Source organism: Paracraurococcus lichenis (assembly GCF_030657435.1).
In the GTDB taxonomy this organism is placed as follows: domain Bacteria; phylum Pseudomonadota; class Alphaproteobacteria; order Acetobacterales; family Acetobacteraceae; genus Paracraurococcus; species Paracraurococcus lichenis.
The window spans coordinates 108790-132580 of record NZ_JAUTWS010000003.1 but is presented as its reverse complement, the minus strand read 5'-3'; the positions used below and the strand labels follow the sequence as shown (position 1 = coordinate 132580).

Annotated in this window: 23 protein-coding genes; 4 read left to right on the top strand and 19 right to left on the bottom strand. The window is 73.6% G+C overall.

All coding sequences use genetic code 11. From position 1 onward, the window contains the following. Nucleotides 1-44: 44 nt before the first annotated feature. From purH to Q7A36_RS04180, 6 genes are all read right to left on the bottom strand, one after another. Nucleotides 45-1622 carry a bifunctional phosphoribosylaminoimidazolecarboxamide formyltransferase/IMP cyclohydrolase gene (gene purH / locus Q7A36_RS04205; protein WP_305102407.1) on the bottom strand — a complete coding sequence of 526 codons (1578 nt, stop codon included), beginning with the start codon at nt 1620-1622 and terminating at the stop codon, nt 45-47. A gap of 93 nt (nt 1623-1715) precedes the next feature. After that, a complete protein-coding gene (locus Q7A36_RS04200) occupies nt 1716-2699 on the bottom strand; it encodes an aldo/keto reductase (RefSeq protein WP_305102406.1) in 984 nt (327 codons plus the stop codon). A gap of 53 nt (nt 2700-2752) precedes the next feature. After that, on the bottom strand, nt 2753-4141 hold the full coding sequence (locus tag Q7A36_RS04195; protein WP_305102405.1) for a carbohydrate porin: 1389 nt from the start codon (nt 4139-4141) through the stop codon (nt 2753-2755). 126 nt (nt 4142-4267) lie between these two features. Then, the gene (locus Q7A36_RS04190; RefSeq protein ID WP_305102404.1) at nt 4268-4693 is read right to left on the bottom strand and encodes a hypothetical protein; all 426 of its coding nucleotides are present in this window, start codon (nt 4691-4693) and stop codon (nt 4268-4270) included. A 145-nt stretch (nt 4694-4838) separates the two neighbouring features. Then, nucleotides 4839-5948, bottom strand: coding sequence for a glycosyltransferase family 4 protein (locus Q7A36_RS04185; protein ID WP_305102575.1), 1110 nt, complete (start codon nt 5946-5948; stop codon nt 4839-4841). Nucleotides 5949-6251: 303 nt separating this feature from the next. Next, nucleotides 6252-6443 (bottom strand): DUF2842 domain-containing protein, encoded by a 192-nt coding sequence (locus Q7A36_RS04180; protein WP_305102403.1) that lies wholly within the window; start codon nt 6441-6443, stop codon nt 6252-6254. A 133-nt stretch (nt 6444-6576) separates the two neighbouring features. Between Q7A36_RS04180 and Q7A36_RS04175 the strand changes: the two genes are divergently transcribed. Continuing rightward, the gene (locus Q7A36_RS04175) at nt 6577-7113 is read left to right on the top strand and encodes an adenine phosphoribosyltransferase (protein WP_305102402.1); all 537 of its coding nucleotides are present in this window, start codon (nt 6577-6579) and stop codon (nt 7111-7113) included. Between the two features lie 240 nt (nt 7114-7353). Beyond that, entirely contained in the window at nt 7354-8349 is a 996-nt protein-coding gene (locus tag Q7A36_RS04170) for a hypothetical protein (RefSeq protein ID WP_305102401.1), read from the top strand. A 27-nt stretch (nt 8350-8376) separates the two neighbouring features. Here the strand turns inward: Q7A36_RS04170 and Q7A36_RS04165 are convergent, their stop codons facing one another. The 4 genes from Q7A36_RS04165 to Q7A36_RS04150 all read right to left on the bottom strand — a co-directional run bounded on the left by Q7A36_RS04165 (nt 8377) and on the right by Q7A36_RS04150 (nt 11776). After that, on the bottom strand, nt 8377-8721 hold the full coding sequence (locus Q7A36_RS04165) for an Hpt domain-containing protein (RefSeq protein ID WP_305102400.1): 345 nt from the start codon (nt 8719-8721) through the stop codon (nt 8377-8379). A 59-nt stretch (nt 8722-8780) separates the two neighbouring features. Beyond that, on the bottom strand, nt 8781-9743 hold the full coding sequence (locus tag Q7A36_RS04160; protein ID WP_305102399.1) for a tripartite tricarboxylate transporter substrate binding protein: 963 nt from the start codon (nt 9741-9743) through the stop codon (nt 8781-8783). A 6-nt stretch (nt 9744-9749) separates the two neighbouring features. Continuing rightward, entirely contained in the window at nt 9750-10769 is a 1020-nt protein-coding gene (locus tag Q7A36_RS04155; protein WP_305102398.1) for an NAD-dependent epimerase/dehydratase family protein, read from the bottom strand. Between the two features lie 83 nt (nt 10770-10852). After that, nucleotides 10853-11776 carry a LysR family transcriptional regulator gene (locus tag Q7A36_RS04150; protein WP_305102397.1) on the bottom strand — a complete coding sequence of 308 codons (924 nt, stop codon included), beginning with the start codon at nt 11774-11776 and terminating at the stop codon, nt 10853-10855. Nucleotides 11777-11864: 88 nt separating this feature from the next. Between Q7A36_RS04150 and Q7A36_RS04145 the strand changes: the two genes are divergently transcribed. Next, on the top strand, nt 11865-12404 hold the full coding sequence (locus Q7A36_RS04145; RefSeq protein WP_305102396.1) for an NAD(P)H-dependent oxidoreductase: 540 nt from the start codon (nt 11865-11867) through the stop codon (nt 12402-12404). Here Q7A36_RS04145 and Q7A36_RS04140 read toward each other — a convergent pair. The 5 genes from Q7A36_RS04140 to Q7A36_RS04120 form a co-directional block, all read right to left on the bottom strand. Beyond that, complete coding sequence (locus Q7A36_RS04140; protein WP_305102395.1) at nt 12368-12982, bottom strand: metal-dependent hydrolase; 615 nt, start codon at nt 12980-12982, stop codon at nt 12368-12370. The genes Q7A36_RS04145 and Q7A36_RS04140 overlap by 37 nt on opposite strands. A gap of 84 nt (nt 12983-13066) precedes the next feature. Beyond that, nucleotides 13067-13528: an acyl-CoA thioesterase gene (locus tag Q7A36_RS04135; protein WP_305102394.1), complete on the bottom strand. Its 462-nt coding sequence runs from the start codon at nt 13526-13528 to the stop codon at nt 13067-13069. Nucleotides 13529-13679: 151 nt separating this feature from the next. Beyond that, a complete protein-coding gene (locus tag Q7A36_RS04130; protein WP_305102393.1) occupies nt 13680-14738 on the bottom strand; it encodes a class I SAM-dependent methyltransferase in 1059 nt (352 codons plus the stop codon). 125 nt (nt 14739-14863) lie between these two features. Continuing rightward, a complete protein-coding gene (locus tag Q7A36_RS04125; RefSeq protein ID WP_305102392.1) occupies nt 14864-15517 on the bottom strand; it encodes a phosphohydrolase in 654 nt (217 codons plus the stop codon). Then, nucleotides 15518-16273: an MBL fold metallo-hydrolase gene (locus Q7A36_RS04120; RefSeq protein ID WP_305102391.1), complete on the bottom strand. Its 756-nt coding sequence runs from the start codon at nt 16271-16273 to the stop codon at nt 15518-15520. A gap of 106 nt (nt 16274-16379) precedes the next feature. On the opposite strand from Q7A36_RS04120, the gene Q7A36_RS04115 reads away from it, so the two are divergent. Continuing rightward, nucleotides 16380-17255 (top strand): DMT family transporter, encoded by an 876-nt coding sequence (locus tag Q7A36_RS04115; protein ID WP_305102390.1) that lies wholly within the window; start codon nt 16380-16382, stop codon nt 17253-17255. A gap of 24 nt (nt 17256-17279) precedes the next feature. On the opposite strand, the gene Q7A36_RS04110 is transcribed toward Q7A36_RS04115, so the two are convergent. From Q7A36_RS04110 to Q7A36_RS04095, 4 genes are read right to left on the bottom strand one after another with little or no spacing between them, the layout of a single operon-like run. Then, the gene (locus tag Q7A36_RS04110; RefSeq protein WP_305102389.1) at nt 17280-20792 is read right to left on the bottom strand and encodes a YhaN family protein; all 3513 of its coding nucleotides are present in this window, start codon (nt 20790-20792) and stop codon (nt 17280-17282) included. Beyond that, the gene (locus Q7A36_RS04105; RefSeq protein WP_305102388.1) at nt 20789-22012 is read right to left on the bottom strand and encodes a metallophosphoesterase family protein; all 1224 of its coding nucleotides are present in this window, start codon (nt 22010-22012) and stop codon (nt 20789-20791) included. Before Q7A36_RS04105 ends, Q7A36_RS04110 begins: the two co-directional genes overlap by 4 nt. 26 nt (nt 22013-22038) lie before the next feature. After that, a complete protein-coding gene (locus Q7A36_RS04100; protein WP_305102387.1) occupies nt 22039-23031 on the bottom strand; it encodes an asparaginase in 993 nt (330 codons plus the stop codon). Between the two features lie 58 nt (nt 23032-23089). Then, nucleotides 23090-23791, bottom strand: coding sequence for an isochorismatase family cysteine hydrolase (locus Q7A36_RS04095; protein ID WP_305102386.1), 702 nt, complete (start codon nt 23789-23791; stop codon nt 23090-23092).

Below are 23791 nucleotides of genomic sequence, written 5' to 3'. Positions count from 1 at the left end.
ATCGTGCAGGATTGCTGCGGTGCAAGAAGGGACCGGCCGCCGGCTCAGTGCCGGAAGTGGCGCATGCCGGTGAAGACCATGGCGAGCCCGGCCTTGTCGGCGGCCGCGATCACCTCGGCGTCGCGGATCGACCCGCCGGGCTGGATCACCGCCGTCACGCCGGCCGCCGCCGCCGTCTCCAGCCCGTCGGCGAAGGGGAAGAAGGCGTCGGAGGCGACGACCGAGCCCTTGGCCAGCGGCTCGGGGAGCCCCGCCGCCTTGGCCGCGGCCTCGGACTTCCAGGCGGCGATGCGGGAGGACTCGACCCGGTTCATCTGCCCCGCGCCGATCCCGACCGTCGCCAGCCCCTTGGCATAGACGATGGCATTGGACTTGACGTGCTTGCAGACGCGGAAGGCGAAGAGGAGGTCGTCCAGCTCCTGCGGCGTCGGCGCGCGCTGGGTCACCACCTTCAGCCCTTCGGCGGTGACACGGCCGGCATCGCGGGACTGCGCCAGGAAGCCGCCCGCGACGCTGCGGAAGGTCGTGCCGGGCGCCACCGGGTCCGGCAGCCCGCCGGTCAGCAGCAGCCGCAGGTTCTTCTTGCGGGCGAAGACCGCCTTCGCCGCCGCATCGGCATCGGGGGCGATCACAACCTCGGTGAAGATGGCCGCGATCTTCTCCGCCGCCGCCGCATCCAGCACCCGGTTGGCGGCGACGATGCCGCCGTAGGGCGAGACCGGGTCGCAGAGGAAGGCCTGGTCCCAGGCGGTGGAGAGGTCCTGCGCGACGGCGACGCCGCAGGGGTTGGCGTGCTTGACGATGACGATGGCCGGCCGCTCGAACTCCGCCACGCATTCGAAGGCCGCGTCGGTGTCGTTGATGTTGTTGTAGGAGAGCTCCTTGCCCTGTACCTGCACCGCCGTGGCGATGCCCGGGCGGTTCGTGCCGTCGAGGTAGAAGCCGGCCTGCTGGTGCGGGTTCTCGCCGTAGCGCAGCGTCTGCTTCAGGATGCCGGCGAAGGCGAGGCGCGGCGGGAATTCCTCGCCGAGCTGGCCGGCGAACCAGCCGGAGATGGCGGCGTCATAGGCCGCCGTGCGGGCATAGGCGGCGGCGGCCAGGCGCTTGCGCGTCGCCAGCGTGGTGCCGCCCTGCGCCGCGATCTCGGCCTGCACCTCGGCGAATTGCGCCGGCTCGGTCAGCACCACGACATGCGCGTGGTTCTTGGCCGCCGAGCGGATCATCGCCGGGCCGCCGATGTCGATGTTCTCGATGCAGTCCTCGTAGCCGGCGCCCTTCGCCACTGTCGCCTCGAAGGGGTAGAGGTTCACCGCGACCAGGTCGATCGGCGCAATGGCGTGCTGCTCCATCTGCGCCCGGTGCTCCGGCAGGTCGCGGCGGCCGAGCAGGCCGCCATGCACCTGCGGCACCAGGGTCTTCACCCGCCCGTCCAGGATCTCGGGGAAGCCGGTATGCTCGGAGACGTCCTTCACCGCGATCCCGGCCTCGCGCAGCGCCCGGGCCGTCCCGCCGGTCGAGAGGATCTCGGCCCCCTGCCCCGCGAGGAAGCGGGCGAACTCGACCAGGCCGGTCTTGTCGGAGACCGAGAGCAGGGCGCGGCGGACGGGGACGGGATCGGTCATCGGGGGCAACTCCGGAGAGGGCGGCGGCATAGACCCCGGCCCGGCCCCTCGGCAACAGAGGCCGGCAGGCGGGCCGTGCCGGCGCGCCGGGCCTCAGGGCGTCGGCGCGTCCTGCGGCAGCAGCCCCTCCACCTTCAGGTCCTGCCAGAACTCCTGCGGGATGGCGGCGCGCATCAGACCGGCATTCTCCCGCACCCGCGCCGCTCCCTTCGCGCCGGGGATGACGGCCGCGACCACCGGATGCGCGGCGCTGAACTGCAGCGCGGCCGCCCGCAGGTCGACCCCGTGCCGGGCGCAGGCCGCGGCGATGCGGTCGCGAGCGGCGACCTGCTCCGGCTTCGCCTCGGCATATTCGAAGGTGCGGTCGCCGGCGAGCAGGCCGGAATTATACGGCCCGCCCACCACCACATGCACGCCGCGCGCGGCGCAGGCGGGGAACAGCACCTCCAGCGCCCCCTGGTCGAGCAGGCTGTAGCGCCCGGCCATCAGGAAGACATCCGGGTCGGCCCGGTCGAGGGCGCGGAGGCACGGCTCCGGCAGGTTCACGCCGAGGCCCCAGGCCCTGATCACCCCCTCCTCCCGCAGCCGGGTCAGGGCCTTGGCGGCGCCCTGCATCGCCTGGTCGAAGAGCCCTTCCCAGGCATCGCCATGCGCGTCGGCCGCGATGTCGTGGATGAAGGCGATGTCGATGCGCGGCAGGCCGAGGCGCTGCAGGCTGTCTTCGATGGAGCGCAGCGTGCCGTCATGCGAGTAGTCGTATGCCGCCCGGAAGGGCAGCGCATCGCGGAACATGACGTAGTCGCGCGGCGCGGCGGGGTCGGGCCGCAGCAGCCGGCCGACCTTGGTCGAGAGCACATAGTCGTCGCGCGGGCGCTGCCGCAGGGCATGGCCGAAGCGGTGCTCCGACAGGCCGGCGCCGTAATGCGGCGCGGTGTCGAAGTACCGGATGCCGCTGTCCCAGGCGGCCTCGAGCGCCGCCTCCGCGGCGGCCTCGTCGATCGGGGCGAACATGTTGCCGAGCGGCGCGCCCCCGAAGCCGAGCGGACCCGGCGGGGCGAAACGGGCGGTGGCGGGCATGGGCAGGGGAACCTCGGTGGTTCGCCCCCGAACGCGGCGGCGGGCGGCGCAGTTCAGAACTCCGTCCGCAGCCGGACACCGAGCACCGCGACCGGGCCGCGATCGGCATTGTAGGCGGGATTGCCGAAGAGCTGCAGGTCGCCGGTCAGGTCCGTCCCGGGCGCGAGGCGCCAGCGGTAATAGGCCTCCGCCGCCAGTTCCGGCCGGTAGCGCAGCCGGCCGTCGCCGGTGATGAAGCCGAGGCCGCCGGCCTCGAGGAAGCGCTGGTGGCTGCGCGACAGGCCGCCGATATTGCCGGCGAGCCCGACGGTGTCGTCCGGCCGCCCCCAGCGGAGCCCGGTCCAGGAGAGGCCCGCCGAGGCCGCCCAGTCCATCTCCGTGTACATCCAGTTCTGCGTCCGGCCGTCGTTCCAGGAGACCCGCGCGAAGGCGCCGAGGTCCTCGCGCAATTCCTGTTCCCCGTTCAGCACCAGCATGTGCTTGACGGTGGAGCGGTTGTCGGGGCTGACCTCGGTCGCCTCGATATCGCCCTCGACCAGCGCGTCCCAGCGCTGCGCCCGGGTGCGGGAGAGGCCGTAGAGCAGCCGGAGCGCGCCCGGCCGGCCGCCGAGCTGGTAGAAACGGTCGGCCTGGGCGAGGAGCTGGAAGCCGCGGAAGGGCTTGGGGTCGAGCGAGAGGGAGTTGATCCGCTTGGCCACCTGGAAGGCGCCGGCGCGCAGGCCCCAGGCGGTGTTGTCCCACTCGATCGCCACGCCGTTGGTGAAGCCCTTGGCGTCGTTGGCGAAGTCGAAGGCGCCGGCGGAGGCGAAGGCCCAGTTCAGGAACTGCGTGCGCGGGTCATGCGCGTAGCTGTTGTCGTCGAAGATGTCGAAGACCGGGAACTTGCCGGCGGTGATAGTGATGCGCTCGCGCGGCTGGGTGCCGCCGAAGCGCAGGGGGTCGCGCGCCATGCCGTCGCGCTCGGCCGTCAGCGCGATGGTCTGGCGGAGGAAGGCGCGTGCGACATAGATGGTCGGCCAGTCGCTGCCGATGCGGAATGCCTCGCCGTTCGGGAAGGCGGCGACCCCGCGCGTGCCCGAGAGGCCGTAGCCGCGGGAGACCTGCGGGTCGATGATGACCTCCGCGCCTTCCCACAGCCGCCGCCCCACCACGATGTCGAGCGAGAGCGTGTTCCGCCCCTGGTCGCCGGCGCCGAGGCTGTTCTCGCCGCGATAGGGCGCGTGGAAGGAAGGGTGGAATTGCTGCACGAAGGTGCTCTGGCCGCGGATCAGCCAGCCCGCCGCCTCCAGCGCGTCCTGCCGGGCGGCGAGGTCGGGGAAGATCGCCGGCGCCTCGGGCGGCAGCGGCGGCGCGCCGGTGCCGCGGCTGCCGCCATGCTGGCCGAGCGCCGGCAGGGCCGGCAGCAGCGCCAGGACAACACCGATGATTGCAGACCTGTTCATATGAGTCATATGAAGAGGTGGCGAGAGTTTTCTGAGGAAATTCAAGCACATAGCCACCAGTAATGGGCTTAGTGGCTGGCCACAAGGCGTTATGGGGCAACGTACCGGTTGCCCCCGCCAACTCAGTTATGTTTCTGGCTTCGACAACGCCAGTTGCTTTTCCGGCTGAGACGGGGCCGAGCCTCGGAAAATCGGCGCAAATAAAACAGGTGTACTGTGACGGAGCTTTAGGCTGCGCAGCGTCTCTTTCGCTGATTCGGCGCCATCGACAAAAACGCCGGTTCTCTCGTCAATTAGGGGTGTCTTGCGATATGACGCCATAAGGGTCTCACGCCCGACGGGAATACCCCAAAAAGTGAGTTGCCGGTATATTGCTCCCTTATCTTGCCAGACACCATCCGCGAATTCTGCGCGTTCATTATACTGAAACCCTATTACCACGAAAGGTAAGGCGAATACCGCCCCCGCAGCAAGAACATTATCAAGACCTACAATGTTATTGAAAACGTACCCGATCAAAGCTGACATCGCCAGCCATGCAACGATACGCATTTTCGATGCCTTCCTCTCCACGCACCTTCCCACAAGATGCGTTTCGACAATTTGTAGTGAAACTGCACTAAATCCGCAACCGCGATGGTAAAGCCCCTATGGGAGGGAAATGATTAGGCCAGCGCACCACCGCCACGATGGCGCTCTACAGGCCGAGCAGGTCCAGGGTGCGCCCGACCACCTTCGCCTCGTCGAAGCGCGCGAGGGCCCGTGCCCGCCCCGCCTCCCCCAGGCGCGCCCGCAGCGCCGGGTCGGCGGCCAGGCGCTGCAGCGCCGCCGCCAGCGGGTCCACCGTCATGGGCGGCACCAGGAAGCCGGTCTCGCCCTCCACCACCATCTCGCGCGGGCCGCGGATATCGGTGGCGACCACCGGCAGGCCGGTCAGCATGGCCTCGATCACCGACATGGGCAGGCCCTCGAAATGCGAGGGCAGGCAGAAGACATCGGCCGCCGCCAGCACCCGCGCCACGTCGTGCCGGTACCCGAGCCGCCGGAGCCGCGGGCCGAGGACCTGCGCGGCCCGCGCGAAATGCGGCTCGAGGTCCTCGCCATGGTCGGTGGCCAGCCGCTCGCCGACAATCCAGAGCGTGACGCCGGGCGCCGCCTCGGCGGCCCGCAGCAATTCCGGAAAGCCCTTGTGGCGGACGAGGCGGGAGACGGTGACGACGACGCAGTCGCCCTCCCCCGCGCCGAGCGCGGCCCGCAGCGTCGCCCGCGCCGCCGGATCCGGGTGGAAGACCGCGGGGTCGCGCCCGTTCAGCACCGCCGTTGCGCGCGGATGGATGCCGATGCGCCTGGCATCCGCCGCCTCCTCCTCCGACACGGTCAGGAAGGTGTCGGTGATCCGCCCCGCCGCCCATTCCAGGCCGAGCGAGAGGCCCCGCCGCCAGAGCGGCCCAGGCTGGTTGAACAGGAAGCCGTGGCAGGTGAAGGCGATGCGCGGCACGCCCGCCGCCTTGGCCGCGGCGCGCGCGAGCAGGCTGCTGATCGGCATATGCGCGTGCACGAGGTCGAAGCGCTCCGCCTCGAAGACCTGCTGCAGCGCCCGGAAGCAGCGCGCCTGCGCCAGCGGGTTCAGGCTGCGCGCCATGGGGACGGGGATGATGCGGAATCCTTCCGCCCGCGGCAGGTCCAGCAGCGGTCCCTCGGCGCAGATCCCCACCACCTCATGCCCGCGCGCCCGCGCGCCGCGCATCAGCGGCAGCAGGAAATGCCGCAGCGAGAAATCGATGTTGATGACTTCGGCGATCTTCAGGGGGACGGACCTTCTGGCGGGTGGCCGGGCGGCGGAGGAATGGCATATCCGCGCCCCGGCCGCGACCGGCCGGCGCCGCAGGTCCGTCGGGCCGGTTCAGACCTCCTTGCCGCGCGGCGCTGCGGTCGCCGGACCGCCTTGCATGTTGGGCGAGCCGATTCAGACCTCCGCGCCATCCGGGGCGCCCCACGAAGCGCCGCTTCGTGGGGACCCCTCCGGCCCTACGGTCATCGGACCGCCTTGTATGTTGGGCGAGCCGCTTCAGAACTCCGGGCCATCCGGCCCTTCGGTCATCGGCACGCCTCAGCGCGGCCCGGCGGCCCAGGCCATCAGCCACTTCGCCGGCCAGGCCCAGACGATCCCGGCGATGGCGAAGAAGGGGAGCTGCAGCAGCCAGTGCCATTGCAGCACCCGGTCGGCCGCCGTGAGGACGAGCACGATATAGAGGCAGAAGCCCAGCAGGCCGAGCGGGACGGCGATGGCGATGCGCGACATGGCCGCCACATGGACCGGCCGCGCGGCCGCGCCAAGGCCCGTTGCCGCCGCGCCGTGCCGATGCTTTTAGTGGCCCCGTCCGTCGCGCCGCTGGCCGGTCCGGGCACCCCCATCCCAGCCCGCAGGACCGGCCATGACCGAGACCCACGACGACCTCGACCTCCGCGACCACATCCGCGGCATCCCGGATTTCCCCAAGCCCGGCATCCTGTTCTACGACATCTCCACCCTGCTGCGGCACGGCCCGGCCTGGCGCGCCGCCATGGCCCGCCTCGCGCGCGTCATCCGTCCCTACAAGCCGGACTTGCTGGCGGGCATCGAGAGCCGCGGCTTCCTGGTCGCCGCCCCCCTCGCGCTCGAGCTGGGCTTAGGCTTCGTCATGCTGCGCAAGCCGCGCAAGCTGCCGGGCGCGACGGTCGGGCTGGACTATGCGCTGGAATACGGCACCGACCGGATCGAGATGCAGGCCGATGCGGTGCAGCCCGGCCAGCGCGTGGTGCTGCTGGACGACCTGCTGGCCACCGGCGGCACCATGGCGGCCGGCATCGCGCTGCTCCGCCAGGCCGGCGCGGTGGTGCCGGCGAGCGCGGCGCTGATCGAGCTCAGCTTCCTCAACGGCCGCCAGCGGCTGGACGTGCCCTTCGAGGCGCTGCTGCGCTACGACGACTGACGCGGCCCGATGCCCGCGGCGCCGGAAGGCGCGCAGGTCCGAAGCGGTCCGCCGGCCGGCAGGGCCGACCGGCGACCGGAGCACCGACATCGCGCAGGTCTGAACCGGCCCGCCCGGCCGGCAGGTCGGCCCGAGGACCGCGCGGCCCATGGACCCGGACCGGCCCGCCTGACATACGCAAGCGGTCACCCGGCCTTGTGCCGGGCCCGAGGAGGCGACCCGCCAGGGGGAGGAACCGCGATGCCAGCCAGCCCGACCCGGCGCCGCCTGCTGCAGGCGGGGCTCGCCACCGGCGGCCTTGCCCTGGCCGCGCCGGCGCGGGCCATGCTGCCGCCTGCCGCCACCCTGCTGGTGCCGGGGCCGGAGGATGGCCCCCTCGCCCGCTTGGCCGCCCATCTCGCCGCCTCGCTCGCCCGCGGCGCCACCACGGCCATCCGGCTGGGGCATAGCGTCCTCGGCGGCCCGGACGGCGTGACCGCGGCCAATCGCTTCGTCACCGAAAGCGCGCCGGACGGCCGCACCCTGCTGCTGCTCCCCGGCGCGGCACCGCTCGCCCGCCTGGTCGGCGACCCGCGCGCCCGCTTCGATCCCGCCGGCTGGCTGCCGGTCTGCGCCCTGCAGGGCTCCGCCGTGCTGGCGGGGCGGGAGGCGATGCCACCGCCCGGCGCCGCCCCGCGCTTCGGCCTCGGCGCGCCCGACATGCCGGGGGCGGCGGGGCTGCTCGCGCTCGACCTGCTGGGCTTCGCCGCCAGCCCGGTGCTCGGCCTGCCGCCGCCGCGGGCCGAGGCGGCGCTCGCCCAGGGCGTCGCCGAGGCGGTGCTGCTGCACGGCGCCGACATCCCGGGCCGCCTCGCCGCCTGCGGGGCGCGGCCCTGGTTCACGCTGGAGCCGGCCGGCCAGCGCGACCCGGCGCTGCCCGACCTGCCCTCCCTGCACGACCTGCGCCTCCTCGGGCCGCCCGAGTTGCGGGCGGCGCTGGCCGCGGCGGCGGCGAGCATCCGGCTGCAGGCGGCGCTGGTGCTGCCGCCGCTGACGCCGGCCGACATCGTCGCGGCCTGGCGCGGCGCCGCCCTGCGCTGGCTGGAGGAGGAAGGCCGCCAGGGCTGGGCGCCCGGGCTGCGGGCCCTGCCGGGGACGGAGGCGGCGCCGCTGCTCGCGGCCATCGCGCCGCCGCCCTCGGCCGCGCTGGCCTATCGGGAATGGCTGCTGCGCCGGCTGAACTGGCGCGCCGACTGACGCTTCCCGCGCCACAGGCCGCGAGGCTCAAACCTTTCCCACGCGGCGGAGGAGGGCTGCCAGCTCCTCCAGCGCGGCCCTGGCCTGGGCCCGGATCATCGGGACCATCTGCTGCGGCGGGAGGGTGGAGCGCGGGTCCATCGCCAGCCTTGCCGTGCGCTCCAGCAGGGTGGCGCCGACCGCCCCGGCCGCGCCGGCCAGGCCATGCGCCACGCGGCGATACTCGTCGAGCCTGCCGGCCGCGCCGGCCTGCTCGAGCTCGCCGGTCAGGCGGCCGATATCGTCCTCGAAGGTCTCGACGATGCGCCGGAAATCAGCGGCCGGAAGCTCCTGCGCCAATAGTCCGGCGATGTCGGGATCGAGTGCACTCACGCCGCATTCGTTGCATTCGGGGCTCCCTCAGTCAATCACGGCGACACGGGCCCCCGCCCTCAGCGTTGCGCCCAGGGCGTGCGCTGCCAGAGGGCGCGGTAGCCGGCCTCCTGCCGCTTCAGCCGGGCGAACCAGGCATCGCCCGGCTCCCAGGCCGGCTCGGTGAAGCGGCCCTCGAGCTGGCGCACGAAGTCCGGGTCGCGGGCGATGTCCTCCGTCGCCTCCCGCAGCCGCGACAGGATCGCCGCCGGCGTGCCGGCGGGCGCGACCAGGCCGCGTTCGGAGGCCATCTCGACGGGATAGCCGAGCTCCTTCAGCGTCGGCACCTCCGGGCGGAAGCGGCTGCGGGCCGCGCCGGCCTGCGCCAGCACGCGGAGATGGTCGGGCACCTGCAGCACGGCGCCGAGGTTGAGCCCCGTGCAGTCCACCTGCTTCCCGAGCACCGCCTGGCGGAGCTGCGGGTCGCCCTGGAAGACCACATGCGTCATGGCGATCCCGGCGGCCGCCTGCAGCAGCACCAGTTGCAGGTGGTCGTCGGAGCCGACGCCGGGCGAGGCATAGGTCAGCCGCTCCGGCGCGGCGCGCGCCGCCGCCAGCAGGTCCTGCAGGCTCCCGTAGGGGCTCTCGGCATGGACGGTGATGGCGCTCGGGTCCGTCACCAGGTTGCCGAGCGGCGCGAAATCCTCGAGCCGGAACTGCGCCGGCCGCTCGATCGGGATGGTCAGCAGGCCGGGATAGTTGGTGGTGCCCAGCGTGTGCCCGTCCGGCTTCGCGCGGGCGACCGCGGCCAGCGCGAGCTCCCCGCCCGCGCCGGCGCGGTTGGTGACGACGACGCTGCCGCCGATCCGCGTCTCCAGCGCGCGGGCATAGCTGCGCGCGTCGAGATCCGTGCCGCCGCCGGCGACGAAGCCGACCACGATCTCGATGGGCCGGTCGGGCCAGCGCGGCTGGCCGAGCGCCGGCGCGGCGAGGCTGGCGCCGGCGGCGGCCAGCAGGCCGCGGCGGCGGAACGGGGTGGGCATGGACGGCTATCTCCCGGAGGCGTTGCTTCGTTCCCGCCACGTTATCAGGCGCCGCAGTCCCTCCGCCATATCAACCTCCGGCTTCCAGCCGATGGCGCGGAAGGCTTCCTCATGCGCGATGCGGAAGGCGCCGCCGCTGGTCAGCCGCACCTTGCCGGGCTCGCTGCCGACGAAGCGCGGCTCCGGCCCGCCACCCGCGAGCTGCGTGACCAGCTTCACCAGCTCGAGCGTGGTGATGGGCGCGGGGCCGGAGGCATTGACCGCGACATCGGTCGCCGCGCTCTCGAAGGCCATGCGGTTGGCGCGGGCGAGGTCGCCGACATAGACGAAATGCTTGGTCTCCGACCCGTCGCCGAAGACCTGCGGCGCCTCGCCGCGCTTCACCGCGTCGTAGGTCTCGATGATGTAGAGGGCATTGGCGGCGCGGTAGTGCTGCCGCTCCCCGTAGACGGTGGAGTAGCGCAGGACGACGTAGTCCTGGCCCCATTTGCGGTAGGCGTCGCGGCAGAGCTGCTCGCCGATGATCTTGCTGGCGCCGTAGAGGATCGCCGCCGGCGGCGCGCCGGCGCTGTGGAAAGGCGTGCCCTCCACGAGGTCGCCCGCGACGCCCGGGCCATAGCCGTAAGTAGCGTTGGAGGAAGCGAAGACCATCTTCGCCACCTTGTTGGCCCTGCAGGCCTCGAGTGCGTTCTGCACGCCGCGGATATTGACGTCGAGCCCGCCCCAGGGATCGCGGTCCATCGACAGGGTCATGTAGGCGGCGAGCTGCAGCACGCCCGCCATGCCCTCCGTCGCGCGCAGCAGGTCGGCCATGCGCATGACGTCGCCGCGGACCAGCCTCAGGCGCGGATGGTCCTTCAGGTGCTCGATCGCGGCATCGGAGCCGAAGGCGAAATTGTCGAACAGCACGACCTCGGCGGCGCCGTGGTCCAGCAGCTCGCCGGCGGTGGCCGAGCCGACCAGGCTGGCGCCGCCGACGATGCAGAAGCGGTTGCCGGCGATCGGCACGGCGGGGGTTCCTGGCATGTCTCGCTCCCAAAGGCTTGGGAGCCATCCAAGCGCGGGAGCGGCGGCAGGGGAAGTGCGGCCGGCCTCGCCCGCGGCGCGGGTCAGGCCTGCGCGCCGGCCATCGGATCGCCGCCGAGCACCCCGGCCAGGAGCGCCGCCACATGCCGCACCAGCGCGTCGCTCTCCCGCCGGACATGCCAGGCGAGGCCGAGGCGGAAGCCATCCACCGGGACGGGCGGCGCGAAGGTGGCGAGCTCGCCCGCGAGGTCGGGCGGGATGCAGCGGCCCGGCAGCAGGGCGATCAGGTCCGAGCGCAGCAGCAGCGGCGGCACCATCAGGAAGCTCGGCACCACGGCGCCGACGCGGCGCGACCGCCCCAGCGCGGCAAGCTGCGCATCGAGCGGCGTCGCCGCCTCCCCGCGGCCCGAGACGACGACATGCGGGTGCGCGAGCCAGCGGTCGAGGTCGAAGCCCGCGACCGCCGGATGGTGCAGCCGCATGGCGATGCAGTAGCTCTCCTCGAAGAGCGGCCGGCTGCGGAATTCCGGGCCGAGCGGCGGCAGGACGGAGGCGACCAGATCGGCCTCCCCCGCCGCCAGCCGCGCCAGCGCATCCGGCGCGCCGCGCCAGGGCAGCAGCACCGGCGTGACACCCGGCGCGGTCGCCGCCAGCCGCGCGACGAGGAGGGTGGCGGCCTCGAGCGCCGGCGCATCGGCCAGCAGCAGCCGGACCGGGCGGCGCATGCCGGCGAGGTCGGGCTCCGCCGCGCCCAGCACCCCGGCGACGGCGTCGAGCGCCGCGCGCAGCGGCGCCCGCAGCGCCTCCGCCCGCGGGGTCGGGCGCATGCCGCCGCGGGTGCGTTCCAGCAGCGGGTCGCGGAAGAGGTGCCGCAGCCGCTCCAGCGCGGCCGAGGTCGCGGGCTGGGAGAGGCCGAGCCGGCGGGCGGCGCGGGAGACATGCGCCTCGGCTAGCAGGGCATCCAGGGCGACCAGCAGGTTCAGGTCCAGGCGGCGCAGATTATCCATAGGACCGATAATGCAGCATAAGTATTATCGGTTGGAAGGATATCTCTGCCGCTGTCATCGTCCGGACGAACCGAGACCGAGGACGGCGATGACCGAGACCCTGATCCTGCTGAGCCACCCCGACTACGGCGCCTCCCGCGCCAACCGCGCGCTGGCCGCGGCCGCCGCAGGGCTGCCCGGGGTGGCGGTCGCGCATCTCGAGGCGCTCTACCCCGATGGCCGGATCGACGTGCCGGCGGAGGTCGCGCGGCTGCTCGCGGCGCGGCGGATCGTGCTGCAATTCCCGGTGCAGTGGTATGCGACGCCGCCGCTCCTGAAAGCCTGGCAGGACGGCGTGCTGACGCCCATGTTCTATGTCGCGCCGGAGACCGAGGGCGCCGTGATCGCCGGCCGGCCCCTGCTGGTCGCGGCCACCGCGGGCAACCGGCGGGAGACCTATGGGCCGGGCGGCGTGAATCTTTACCCGCTCGCCGAACTGCTGCGGCCGCTGCAGGCGACGGCGAGCCGCTGCGCCCTGGCCTGGCAGGAGCCCTTCCTGGTCCACGACGCGAGATCGGCCGGTGATGCGGCCCTGGCGGCGGCGGGCCGCGCCTACGCGGCGCGGCTCGCGGCGCTGCCGGCGGGCTGATCCGCGACCCGGCGGCGCGGCGGCGGCGGAGGCGGCGGCGGCGGCAGGGGCAGCGCCTCCATGGTCCCGGCGATGAAGGTGCCGAGGCGCTGCAATGCCCCCCGCGCATCCGGCCGGTCCGGCAGGGTGCACCAGGCGGCAATCAGGATCAGCGCCACCACCAGCGGCTCGAAGGGCGAGCCGGTGCGGCAGATCGGCAAGGCCCAGGTGCCGCGGACCGGCCAGAGCAGGCGGAGACCCGCCGGCGTCAGCAGGTCGCCCGCGAGGTGGCTGACATAGCCCGCGACCAGCGGCTCCGCCCAGCGGGCCGGCAGCGCGCCCTGGTGCAGCAGCCAGCCGCAGCCGGCGAGCGCGAGCAGCGAATGGGTGACGCCGCGATGCCCGAAGAGCCCCGCCACCAGGTCGGAGACCGGCCGCAGCCGCTTGCCCACCCAGCTCTTGGGGTGGTCGATATCCGGCAGCAGCCCGCCCGCGACCGCGACGGCAAGCGCCTCGGGGTCGAGCGGCGGGCGGCCGATATGCGGGGCGACGGCCATCCAGGCAGCAGCGCCGAGGGCGACATGGGAACCCGCCAGCATGGCGGCGATGACCTTCCGCCCTGGACGGGCGCAGCGATGGAGGGTGAAGACTCCCCCCTAACGCACGGAATGTCCAACGCTTTCCTAACCGGGCGCTGTCCGCTCCGGCGGGATCCGCTCGAAGGCCAGCACCTTCTCGACGAAGGGTGCCGGCAGCGGCACGGGCCGGTGGTCGCCGAGCGTGACGTTGACATAGGCCAGCCGCCCCTCGACCAGCAGCGCCTCGTCCCGGAAGCAGCCCATGCGGAAACGCAGCGAGGTCCGGCCGAGCGTGGCGACGCGGGCAGTGACCAGCAGCTCGTCGTCGTGCCGCGCAGGAGCGCGGAAGTCGAGTTCGGCCTTCGCCGCGACCAGGTTGCTGCCGTGTCCGGCGAAGCCCTGCTGGCCCTTGAAGTCGATGGCCCGCAGGTACTCGGACAGCGCCACGTCGAAATACATCAGGTAGTTCGCGTTGAAGACGATGCGCTGCGGGTCGAGCTCCGCCCAGCGCACCCGCAGGCGATGGGCGAAGGCGAAGTCGTCGAGCGTCGAGGGCGTGTCGGGCATGGCGGCAGGATAGCCCGTCCTGCCGCCCCCGGGCATGCCGGCCAGCACACATGCCGACCGGCATGGCTTGTTGTTCGGCGCGCAGCCGCCACGCCATCCCTGCGCGCGGTACCCACCGGCAGACGTCAAGACGTCTGCCGGTGGGTATCGATCAGCGGATGCCGACCGCCATGGCATAGGGCCCCTGCAGGTGGCGGACCCGGACGGCGCGGAAGCCTGCCTCCTCCATCCACCCGGCGCAGTCGGAGCCGGTATAGTCGAAGCCGCCCGGCGTCTCGACCAGCATGTTCAGGCTCATCAGCAGGCCGAAGGCATTCTCCCGCCGGTCGTCGTCGATCATCGCGTCGTAGACCACCAGCGCCCCGCCCGGCGGCAGCGCCGCATGCGCCTTGCGCAGCAGCATGCGCTTCGCCTCCAGGTCCCAGTCGTGCAGGATATGGCCCATGACAAGCACCTCGGCCTGCGGCAGCGGGTCGGCGAAGAAGTCGCCGGCGGTGAAGCGCATGCGGTCCTGCAGCCCCTGCCCGCGCGCGAAATCCTCGAAGACCGGGCGCACCTGCGGCAGGTCGTAGCCGATGCCCCGGAGATGCGGATGCGCCCGCAGGATCTCCGCGAGGCACCCGCCCTGGGCGCAGCCGATATCGGCGACGCTGGCATGCTCGCCCCAGGGAAAGGCCTCGGCCATGGCGCGCGCATTGGGACGGCTGAGGCCGGTCATCGCCTGCAGGAAGCCCTCGAGCGCCGCCGGGTCGGCATAGAGCGTCTCGAAGATGCCGGGCTGCCCGTCCCGGATCTCGTTCTGCGGCAGGCCGGTGCGGAGCCCGTCGGTCAGCCGGCCCCAATAGGGGTAGAGGCGGGCATTCGCCATCTCCAGCATCCCGCCGACATAGCCGGGGCGGGAGCGCACGAGGTAGCGGGCGGTCGCCGGCGTATTGCCGTAGCGGCCCGCCGCATCGCGCCCGAGCATGCCGAGCGCGACGAGGGCATCGAGGAAGTCGCTGAGGGCGCGGGGATGCAGCCCGAGCCGCGCCCCGACCGCCGCGGCAGGCAGCGGCCCGGCCTCGTCGAGCAGCGTGAAGAGGCCGAGTTCCACCGCGCTCAGCAGCGTCTTGGACTGCCAGAAGGCGAAGCCGAGCTGCAGGATGGCGTCCGGGGTCGGCTCGGTCCCCGGCATGGTCGCGGGCTGCGGCAGGATGGCGGTGTCGGGCACGTGGCGGCTCCTCGTCATGCGATGCGCGGCCGGCTGTGGCCCGCGCCATGGCGCGGCGATGTCGCACGATCGGTCCGGTATGATGTGTGCGGCAGCGCACAGGCCGGCGGGGGGGCCCGGCGCGGTCACTCGCCGCCCAGCAATCCGCGCAGCGCCGCGAGGAAGCGCTCCGCCGCCTGCTCGGGCGGCCAGGGGCGCCAGGGATCGCCGCCATAGGCCGGCAGCAGCGGGTCCTCGGCGATCACGGCGGCCTTGATGCCGAGCGTCCCGCGCACCTCCTCCTTCGTCCAGCCCGCGACATGCACCGCCTCGCCGGCCGCGAGGGCGATATCGCAGGCCTTGTGGGCCTTCTTCGACTCCGGGGTCCAGGCCGGCAGCGCGTAGCGCAGCGCGACCGCGCCCGAGAGCCGCGCCTGCAGGTCGGCGAAGCCGGCGCCGAGGAAGGGCTTCAGCGGCGAGATGCAGTCGAAGCCGAGCAGCCCTTCCTCGGCATCGTGCAGCAATTCGCGCCGCGCCTCGGCCCGGCTCAGCCCGCCCCTCGCCTTCGCCCGCCGCAGCGCCAGCACGGCGAGCGAGTGCTGCGCGACGGAGAGCGGCGCGCCCGGCCAGACGGAATGCCCGCCCCAGCGGAAGGTGCGGGAGAGGCCGATCGCCAGGTCCTCGTCCGTCCAGTCGAAGGGGGTGGGCGAGATGAGGTCGAGGCGCCGGCCGGAGGGCAGCCGCACCCAGGCGCGCAGCTCGGGAGAGCCCGCGGCCTTCGGCTCGGCGGATGGGCGCATTCAGAACCTCGGGGCGGAGATGTCGAACTTCTCCATGACCGCGAGATCCTCGCTGAACCAGGCGGCGATGCCGGCGCGGCGCTGGCCGATGTATTCGGGACGGCCCGCGGCATCGAGCCGCATGGTCAGGTCGTGCCCCGGGATCAGCAGCGTCCCCTTCTCCTGCCGCCAGAGGCCCCAGATGCGGTCGAGGCTGGCGCGGCTGGCGCCGGCATCCATGGTCATGTCGGTCGCCATCGACAGCAGCTCCGCCCGGTTCTTGGCGGCATCGCCGCTGAAGACCACCGGCACCTCGTTGCCCGTGAGGCGATAGACCAGGCAGCCCGGCGTGTGGCCGGGGCAGAGATGCGCGGTGAGGCCGGGCAGGAAGGCCTCGCCATCCTCCAGCAGGTGCAGCTTCGGATGCTGCGCGAGGTCGCGGACATAGAGCTCGGGCAGCGGGTTGAAGCCGACCGGCGTCGTCGTCGCCCAGTCCATCTCGGCGCGGCCGATCCAGATTTCGGCATTGGGAAAGAGCGTGTAGTTCACCGAATGGTCCCAATGCGCATGCGTCAGCACCACGTCGGTGACCTCGGCCGGGTCGCAGCCGGCGGCCTGCAACTGCCGGCCGAATTCCGGCCGCACCGCGAAGGCGCCGACATCGATCAGGATCGTCCGGCCATGCCCGCGCAGCAGGGCGATGGTGCTCCAGCCCAGGCCGCCATGGCAGAGCGACTTCCCCGGATAGCCCTGGATCAGCACGTCGAGCCGGACCATGGCGCATTCCCTTCCCGTTCCGGCCGGAGACTCGGCGCGGCCCGGCGCGGCGTCAATCGCCGGGAATCCCTTTGCTGCGCTGCAGCAGGGCCGCTAGAGGCGGGCGATGCATGCCGCGCCGCGCGCCCCCGCCGCTTCGAGTTCCCTCGCCGGCATGGGCTTCATGCTCGCCGCGACCATCGCCTTCGCCGGCATGGGCGCCGGCTTCCGCCTGGCGCTGGAGGACGGGCTGCCGCTCGCCCTCGTCCCCTTCGCGCGCGGGGTCTTCACCCTGGTGATCCTGTCTCCCTGGTTCCTGCGCCAGGGGGTGGCGGGGCTGGCGACGCGGCGCTGGAAGGGGCACCTGGCGCGGGGCGTGGCGGGGATCGCCAGCTTCATGCTCTACCTGCTGGCCATCGACTGGATGCCGCTGGCGGATGCGGTCGCCATCATGCAGGCGCGGCCGCTCTGGGCGCTGCCGCTGGCGGTGCTGCTGCTGGGGGAGCGGCTGCGGGGCGACCGCATCGCCGCGGCGCTGCTGGGCTTCGCCGGCGTCCTGGCCATCGCGCGGCCGGACGGCGACCTCTCCATCGGCGTGCTCGCGGCGGTCGGCAGCGGCATCACCGGCGCGCTGGTCATCATATGCATGAAGCGGCTCGGCGGGACGGAGCCGGGGCCGCGCATCATCGCCTGGTACGCGGTCTGCTCCATCCTGGTCTGGGGGCCGGTCTCGGCGGTATTCTGGCGCATGCCCTCGCTGCTCGCCCTCGCACTGCTGCTGGCCGGCTCGGCGCTCGCGGTGCTGGGCGACCTGCTGATGCAGGCGGCGGCGCGGCGGGCGGAGATCGGGCTGCTGGCGCCCGTCGAATATGCCGGCATCCCGGCGAGTGCGGCGATCGGCATGCTGCTCTTCGGCGAGCAGCCGGGCTGGGGCCTCGCGCTCGGCACGGCGCTGATGCTGACGGCGACGCTCTGGCTGGCACGGGCGGCGCGGCGGGGCTGAACCGGGTCCGGTTTTCGGACCGGCTCAGGCGGCGCTGCGCGCCTCCACCGGCGCTGGGGCGCCGCCCGGCAGCACCTGCACCTGCACGCCCTTCTGCCGCGCGGCGAGCTCGGCGAGATGCGTGTGGTGGGTGAAGAGGATCGGCTGCACCACCCGCCCGAGCTCCGCCAGCAGGCCGATCGCCGCCGCCGCCCGCGTATCGTCGAACTGCACCAGCAGGTCGTCGGCGATGAAGGGCAGCGGCTCGGCATTCGCCGCATGGCTCTCGACCGCGGCGATGCGCAGCGCGAGGTAGAGCTGGTCGCGCGTGCCCTCGCTCAGCGCCTCTACCGCGCAGTCGCTGCCGTCGGAGCGGACGGCCCGCAGCACGATGCGGCCCTTCTCGTCCTCCTCCGCCGCCAGCTTCGCGTAACGCCCGCCCGTCAGCAGGGCGAAGTGGCGGCCGGCATCGCGCAGCAGCGGGGTCTGGCGCTCGGCACGGAAGCACTCGATGCCGGCCTGCAGCAGGCGGCGGGCGAGGTGCAGCCGGGCATAGCGCTCGGCCGCGCCGCGCGCCTCGGCCAGCGCCTGCTCGGCGGCCTGGGCATGGGCGGCGGCGTCGCGCCCCTTCTCCAGGTCGCGCAGCACCTGCTCGGCGGCGTTGCGCTCGCCGCCGAGGGCGCTCAGCCGCTCCGCCAGCGCGGCGCGCTGGCGCCCGATCTCCTCGAGCCGGGCGGTCGCGGCATCGATCCCGACCTCCGCAGCCTCCTCGCGCAGCGCCGCCTCCGGCATGCCGTCGGACTGTTCGGCCAGCAGGCGCTCCAGGCCCTCCACCTCGGCGGCCAGCCGGTCGCGGCGGGCGGCGAGGTCGATCGCCTCTTCGAGCGCGGCCTCGTCCACCGCGCCGGCGGCCGCGCGCTGGGCGGCGAGGCCGGCCTCGGCCTGGCGCAAGCGCTGCCCGGCGACCTCGGCGGCCTCGCGGTGCTGGGCGATGCGGCGGGCCAGCGCCTCGGCCGCATCCTCCGCCTTGCGCGCCTCGGCCAGCCGCCGCACGAGGCCGGGCAGCAGCAGCGCCGGCGCGCCCTCCCCCTCCGCCTCCGGCAGGGCGGCGAGCAGCGCCGCGGTCGCCGCCGCGAAATCCTCGACGGCGCGCTGCATGTCGGCAATGCGGCGCTCGTCCTCCCGCCAGGCCTCGGCGGCCTCGGCGATGCGGCCCCAGGCGAGCAGCGCGGCCTCCATCGCCTCGGCGCCCGCGCCGGGCGGCAGGCCGAGCGCCGCGACGGCCTCCTCCCAGCCGGCCTCCGCGGCGGCGAGGTCCCGCGCCGCGGCCTCGGCCCGGTCGCGCAATTCGGGCAGGCGCTTCTCTTCGGTGGCGAGCCGGTCGAGGCGCCGGCGATGCTCGACCACGGCCTCCTCGGCCGCCTGGCAGGCGAGGTCCGCGGCGTTCAGCAACGGCGCCAGCGCCGGGCCGGCGGGGCCGCCGGGCAGCAGGGCGGCGAGCGGCTCGCGCACCGCCTCGCGCCGCGCGGCGAGGTCGTCGCGGGCCTCGCGCGCGGCCCGCGCCTCGGCCAGGAGGCGCAGGACCTCGGCGCGCTGCGCCCGCCATTCCTTCATGGCCTCGGGCGCGCGGGGCTCGATGCCCGCCGGGGTCCAGAGGGCCTGCCAGGCGGCGAGCGCCGCCGCCGCGGCGGCCTCGGCCGCGGCCAGCCCCCTCCCCGCCTCGGCATGGCGGGCCCGCGCGCGCTCCAGCCGGTCGGAGCGCAGCAGCCAGTCGGCGACACGCTGCGCCTCGTCCGCGCGGCGGTCGGCGAGCCGGTCGGCCGCGTCGCAGAGGCGCTCGAAAGCCTCGGGCAATGGTGCCTCCGGCAGCCCGGCGCGCTCTTCCGCCGTCGCCGGTGCGCCGCCCTCGAGCGCACGGCGAAGCAGGCGCCAGGCGCGGTCACGCTCGCCGCGCGCGGCCTCGACCGCGGCCCGGGTCGGCATGGTCTCGCCAGCGGCAAGGTCGGCCAGTTCCTCCTGCAGCCGGGCGATCTCGGCCGCGACCAGCGCCGCCTCCTCGCCCGCCTTGCCGAGAGCCCTATCGGCCTCGGCCAGGCGCGTCGCCGCCGCCTCCGCCTCGGCCGCCAGCGGCAGTCGGCAGGCGGCGAGCGCCGCGGCATCGCCGGACCAGAGCGGCAGGGCGCCGAGGGCGGCGGCGGCGGCCTCCGCGGCGCCGGTGAGGCGGCGCTCGGCCGCCTCAAGCTCGCGGTCGATGCGGCCCTCGCGCTGCGCCGCCTGGATCGCCTGCCGCAGCGGCGCCGGCGAGGGCGGCGCGGGCGCCGCCTGCACGGCCACAGCCGCCGCGTCGCGGGCGCGATGGGCGGCCGCCAGCACCTGCGCCGCGGCCTCGCGCTGGGTGACCAGCCGGGCGCGGTCGGTGAGCAGCGCCTGCGCGCGGCGGCGCAGCGCCTCGGCCGGCAGGCGCTCGCGCAGCGCCTCGGCCGGGAGGTCGAGGCCGAGTCCGCGCGCCGCCTCCGCCGCCGCGGCCCGGTAGCCCTCGAGCCGCGCGCGGACCGCCGGCAGGTCGGCCTCGGCCTGCTGCACCAGGGCGCGACGCCCGGCCAGCGAATCGATGCCATCCTGCAGGGCGAGCACGGCGGCGTCGCGCGGCAGCGCCTCCAGGTCCTCCGAGAGGCGGCGCACCGCCTCCGCCTCGCGCTCGGCGTCCTGGGCGGCGGCGCGGCGCGCCTCCCGCCCGTGCTCGAGCGCGGCGCGCGCATCGGCGGGCAGGCGCGGGGCATCGGCGACCAGCGAGAACTGCCCGCGCGCATGGTCGAGCTCGGCAAGGCGCGGCTTCACCCGGCGGATGCGCTGCAGGCGGCTGTCCTCCCGCGCCAGCGCCGCCATCTCCTGCTGCACCCCAGCGAGGTCCGCCACGATGCCGGCCAGGCGCTCCGTCGCCTCCTGCCACTCGGCCGGGCGCACCGCGGCCTCGGCCGCGGCGTCGCGGGCCTGCTTCCAGGCTTCCATGGCGATGCTGAACTGCCGCTTGCCGCGGCCGTCGCCGACCAGCGTCTTGGCCTCCTCGTCCAGCTTCGCCAGCGCCTTGTGCAGGTGCATGACGCCGAGGCCGGCGAGCAGGCTCTCGCCGCTGTCACCGCCCGCCTTCAGCAACTCCTCCCCGCCCCTGCGCAGTTGCGCGCCGTCGAGGCCGAAGGCGCGGTCGAAGAGGTCGCGGTCGGCGCCGCCGAGGAAGCGGCGCAGCGCCTCCTCCGGCAGCGGGTTCTCCTCGGCGTCCAGCAGCGTCTGCTGCCGGCCCTTGCGGCGGAGGAAGCTTGCCGTCGCGCCGTCCCGGCCGGCGAGCGTGACGCCGATGCGGAGGTCCTTCGAGGCGTGCAGGAAGTCGCGCCCGGTCCGGGCGGGGAAGCCGAAGAGCGCGTCGCCGATCGCCTCCAGCGCCGTGGACTTGCCGGCCTCGTTCGGGCCGAGGACGACATGCAGCGCGGCCTCGCGCGGGAAATCGAGCGAGACGTCGGTCAGGTGGCCGTAGCGCAGCAGGTCGAGCCGCAGCAGCCTCATGGCGCCTCGGCCTCCGCGATGGCGCGCGCCGCCTCGGCCCAGGCGTCCTCCGCCAGCGCCCGCAGCGCTGCCTCATCGGCCGGCAGGTCGAGCCCCTCCTGGGCATGGGAAGGGAGCTTGCGGCGGAGCGACTCGAATTCCTGCAGCAGCCCGGTCATGCGGGCGGGCTCGTCGAGTGCCGCCGCGAAGGCCTCCCGCAGCGGCCGCAGCGCGCCTTCCTCGGCGGTGCGGGCCGGGCGGGTGCGGAGCTTGAGCGCCTCGACCCAGAGCGTGCCGCCGGCAGCCAGCGCGGCGTTGCGGCATTCGGCGGCCAGTTGCTCGGCATCGGCGAGCAGGGCGGCGTGCAGCGGCGTCGCGCCGCGCAGCGTGACGCGGGCCAGGACCGGCAGGTCGCCCGCCTCCGCCACCGCCGCGCGGGCGGCCTCGGCCAGCCGGTCCTGCAGGGTCAGGATGTCGCCGGCCTCGGCATCCACCTCCAGCGCCGCCCAGCGCAGGACGTCGACGGCGCGGTGCTCGACCGCCCTGACCTCGCCATCCTCGACATGGACGATGCTGCAGCCCTTGGCGCCGGTCTCCTTCGCGTGGCGCCCCTGCAGGTTGCCGGGGAAGACCACCCAGGGCCGCTCGCAGAGCACGCGGCGGGCATGGATGTGGCCGAGCGCCCAGTAGCCATAGCCCTTGAGCTGCAGTGCCCCGACCTGGCAGGGGGCATAGGTCTCGTGCTCGCCCGGATCCTCGGCCGAGGTGTGCAGCACGCCGATGTTCAGCAGGCCGCGGACCGGGTCCTTGTAGCAGGCCGAGAGGTCCTCGGGCACGGCGCGGTTGGGGAAGGAATGGCCGTGCAGGGCGATGCCGAGGTCCGGCAGCGCGACGGTCTCGCAGGTGCGGGCGGAGAATTCATGGACATTCCCCGGCGCCTTCAGCGACCTGGTGATGACCGACTTCGCATCGTGGTTGCCGCGCAGCAGGAAGCAGGGACGGCCGAGGCGGCGCATCTGCTCGGCGAAGAAGAGGCCGGTGGAGAAGTCCTTCCAGTCGCCGTCGTAGAGGTCGCCGGCGATGACGACGAAGGCCACGTCCTCGGCGATCGCCAGGTCCACCATGGCGGCGAAGGCCCGGCGCGTCGCGTTGCGGATCAGCTCGCCCGGCAGGTCCGACCGGGCGGCGAGGCCGGCGAGCGGGCTGTCGAGATGGATGTCGGCGGCATGGAGGAATTTCATGCGGCGGCCGGCATCCTTCCCGAGTCTCAGTAGGTGGCGAAGATCCTCGCTATCTCCTGCGGGTCCTTCGTGACCGTCAAGGCCAAAGCGAGCAGGATGCGGGCCTTCTGCGGGTTCAGGTTGTCGGCCGGAATGAAGCCCGCCTCGGCCAGCTTGGTGGTCGGGAAGACCCTTCCGCTGCCGGCCCGGGTCGATTGCATCACGACGATGCCCTTCTCCCGCGCCGCCTTCAGCGCCGCCGCATCGCCGGGGGTGACGAAGCCGGGCGCGAAGCCGGCGGCGACGATCCCTGCGGCGCCGGCCGCGGCGAAGGCCCGCACCGCCGTGCCGTCGGCATTGGCGTAGCTATAGGCGATGTCCACCCGCGGCAGCGAATCGAGGCCGCGGATGTCGAACTCGGTGTCGGGCGCGGTGCGGCGGATCGGCCGGCGATACCAGGCCAGGGTGTCGCCATCGGCATGCCCGAGCACGCCGACATCCGGACTGCGGAACGTCTGCATCCGGCCGGTGGAGGTCTTGGTCACCTCCCGTGCCGCCTGGATCTCGTCGTTCAGCAGCACCAGCGCGCCAAGGCCGCGCGCCTCCCCACTGGCCGCGACCCGCACGGCATTCACCAGGTTCAGCCCGGCATCGGTCGAGAGCGAGGAGGCCGGGCGCTGCGATCCCACCACCACCACCGGCACCGGGACCTTGAGCGTGAGGGAGAGGAAATACGCCGTCTCCTCGAGCGAGGCGGTGCCGTGGCCGATGACGATGCCTGCGACATCCGGCGTCTCCGCGAGGATCCGGTCGCAGAGCAGGACCAGTTCCTTCCACTCCGGCCAGCCGATCTGCGGCGAGGGCACGTTGCGGTAGGGCACCGCGAAGACCTCGGCGACCTCCTGCACCTCCGGGAAGCGGTCGAGGATGCCGCCGGCCTGCAGCATGACGCCATTGGCGCCGTAGTTCACGTAATCCAGCGGGCCCTTGCCGATCGAACTGATCGTCCCGCCCGTGCCGATGAACGCAACCTTCTTCATAGGATTCCCCATCCGATTCAGCTCTCCGCGCCTAGCGCGCTCCGACCATCGGATGGCCTCACGCCGCTTCCTTCTCCTCCGCCGTCCCGAAGCCCGCAATGCACTCGTCCACCGTCAGCACGTCGCCGAATTGCAGGTAGAAGGCGATCAGGCTGGCCGCGTGTTCCTCGTCCGTCACCGCGGCGCAGCCGTCGCTGACCATCACCGTCCGGAAGTTCAGCATCATGGCGTCGCGGGCGCTGCTCTCGCAGCAGACATTGGTCACAGTGCCGGTGATCAGCACCGTGTCGAGGCCGCGAGCGCGCAGTCGCGCCGGCAGGTCGGAACCGCCCTGGATGAAGGCGCTGTAGCGGTATTTCCGCACCACCTCGTCCTCCGGCCGGACATCGAGGGCGGGCCAGAGCCGGTTGCCTTCCGTCCCCTCGCTCATGGCGGCGGCGCGGCGGGCGCGCGCCTCGGGGGTCACCATCTCCTGCATGATGGACCATTCGGTCTCGCAGCGGGCGTCGAAGGTGTTCTGGATCCAGTAGACCGCGCCGCCGGCCCGGCGCAGCGCTGCCGCCAGGCGGTTCACGGCGGGCACGACGTGCTCGGCCATCGGGCACCAGGCATGCGCCAGGTCCTGCCGCATGAAGCCGTTCTGCAGGTCCACGACGACCAGCGCCGTGCGCTTCGGGTCGAGTTGCGCGAAGGGATGCGGGGTGCCGCAGCGCGCGGCGACGCGGGCCTGGATGCCCTCGGGCATCGTGAAGGGGTGCAT

Bases quoted from the DNA above. Each gene is read 5' to 3' on its own strand.
- Q7A36_RS04125 (WP_305102392.1), bottom strand. From the start codon at position 15,517: ATGCGCCCATCCGCCGAGCCGAAGGCCGCGGGCTCTCCCGAGCTGCGC.
- Q7A36_RS04190 (WP_305102404.1), bottom strand. From the start codon at position 4,693: ATGCGTATCGTTGCATGGCTGGCGATGTCAGCTTTGATCGGGTACGTT.
- Q7A36_RS04110 (WP_305102389.1), bottom strand. From the start codon at position 20,792: ATGAGGCTGCTGCGGCTCGACCTGCTGCGCTACGGCCACCTGACCGAC.
- purH (WP_305102407.1), bottom strand. From the start codon at position 1,622: ATGACCGATCCCGTCCCCGTCCGCCGCGCCCTGCTCTCGGTCTCCGAC.
- Q7A36_RS04150 (WP_305102397.1), bottom strand. From the start codon at position 11,776: ATGGATAATCTGCGCCGCCTGGACCTGAACCTGCTGGTCGCCCTGGAT.
- Q7A36_RS04160 (WP_305102399.1), bottom strand. From the start codon at position 9,743: ATGCCCACCCCGTTCCGCCGCCGCGGCCTGCTGGCCGCCGCCGGCGCC.
- Q7A36_RS04175 (WP_305102402.1), top strand. From the start codon at position 6,577: ATGACCGAGACCCACGACGACCTCGACCTCCGCGACCACATCCGCGGC.
- Q7A36_RS04180 (WP_305102403.1), bottom strand. From the start codon at position 6,443: ATGTCGCGCATCGCCATCGCCGTCCCGCTCGGCCTGCTGGGCTTCTGC.
- Q7A36_RS04100 (WP_305102387.1), bottom strand. From the start codon at position 23,031: ATGAAGAAGGTTGCGTTCATCGGCACGGGCGGGACGATCAGTTCGATC.
- Q7A36_RS04170 (WP_305102401.1), top strand. From the start codon at position 7,354: ATGCCAGCCAGCCCGACCCGGCGCCGCCTGCTGCAGGCGGGGCTCGCC.
- Q7A36_RS04200 (WP_305102406.1), bottom strand. From the start codon at position 2,699: ATGCCCGCCACCGCCCGTTTCGCCCCGCCGGGTCCGCTCGGCTTCGGG.
- Q7A36_RS04120 (WP_305102391.1), bottom strand. From the start codon at position 16,273: ATGGTCCGGCTCGACGTGCTGATCCAGGGCTATCCGGGGAAGTCGCTC.
- Q7A36_RS04115 (WP_305102390.1), top strand. From the start codon at position 16,380: ATGCATGCCGCGCCGCGCGCCCCCGCCGCTTCGAGTTCCCTCGCCGGC.
- Q7A36_RS04140 (WP_305102395.1), bottom strand. From the start codon at position 12,982: ATGCTGGCGGGTTCCCATGTCGCCCTCGGCGCTGCTGCCTGGATGGCC.
- Q7A36_RS04095 (WP_305102386.1), bottom strand. From the start codon at position 23,791: ATGCACCCCTTCACGATGCCCGAGGGCATCCAGGCCCGCGTCGCCGCG.
- Q7A36_RS04135 (WP_305102394.1), bottom strand. From the start codon at position 13,528: ATGCCCGACACGCCCTCGACGCTCGACGACTTCGCCTTCGCCCATCGC.
- Q7A36_RS04145 (WP_305102396.1), top strand. From the start codon at position 11,865: ATGACCGAGACCCTGATCCTGCTGAGCCACCCCGACTACGGCGCCTCC.
- Q7A36_RS04195 (WP_305102405.1), bottom strand. From the start codon at position 4,141: ATGAACAGGTCTGCAATCATCGGTGTTGTCCTGGCGCTGCTGCCGGCC.
- Q7A36_RS04105 (WP_305102388.1), bottom strand. From the start codon at position 22,012: ATGAAATTCCTCCATGCCGCCGACATCCATCTCGACAGCCCGCTCGCC.
- Q7A36_RS04155 (WP_305102398.1), bottom strand. From the start codon at position 10,769: ATGCCAGGAACCCCCGCCGTGCCGATCGCCGGCAACCGCTTCTGCATC.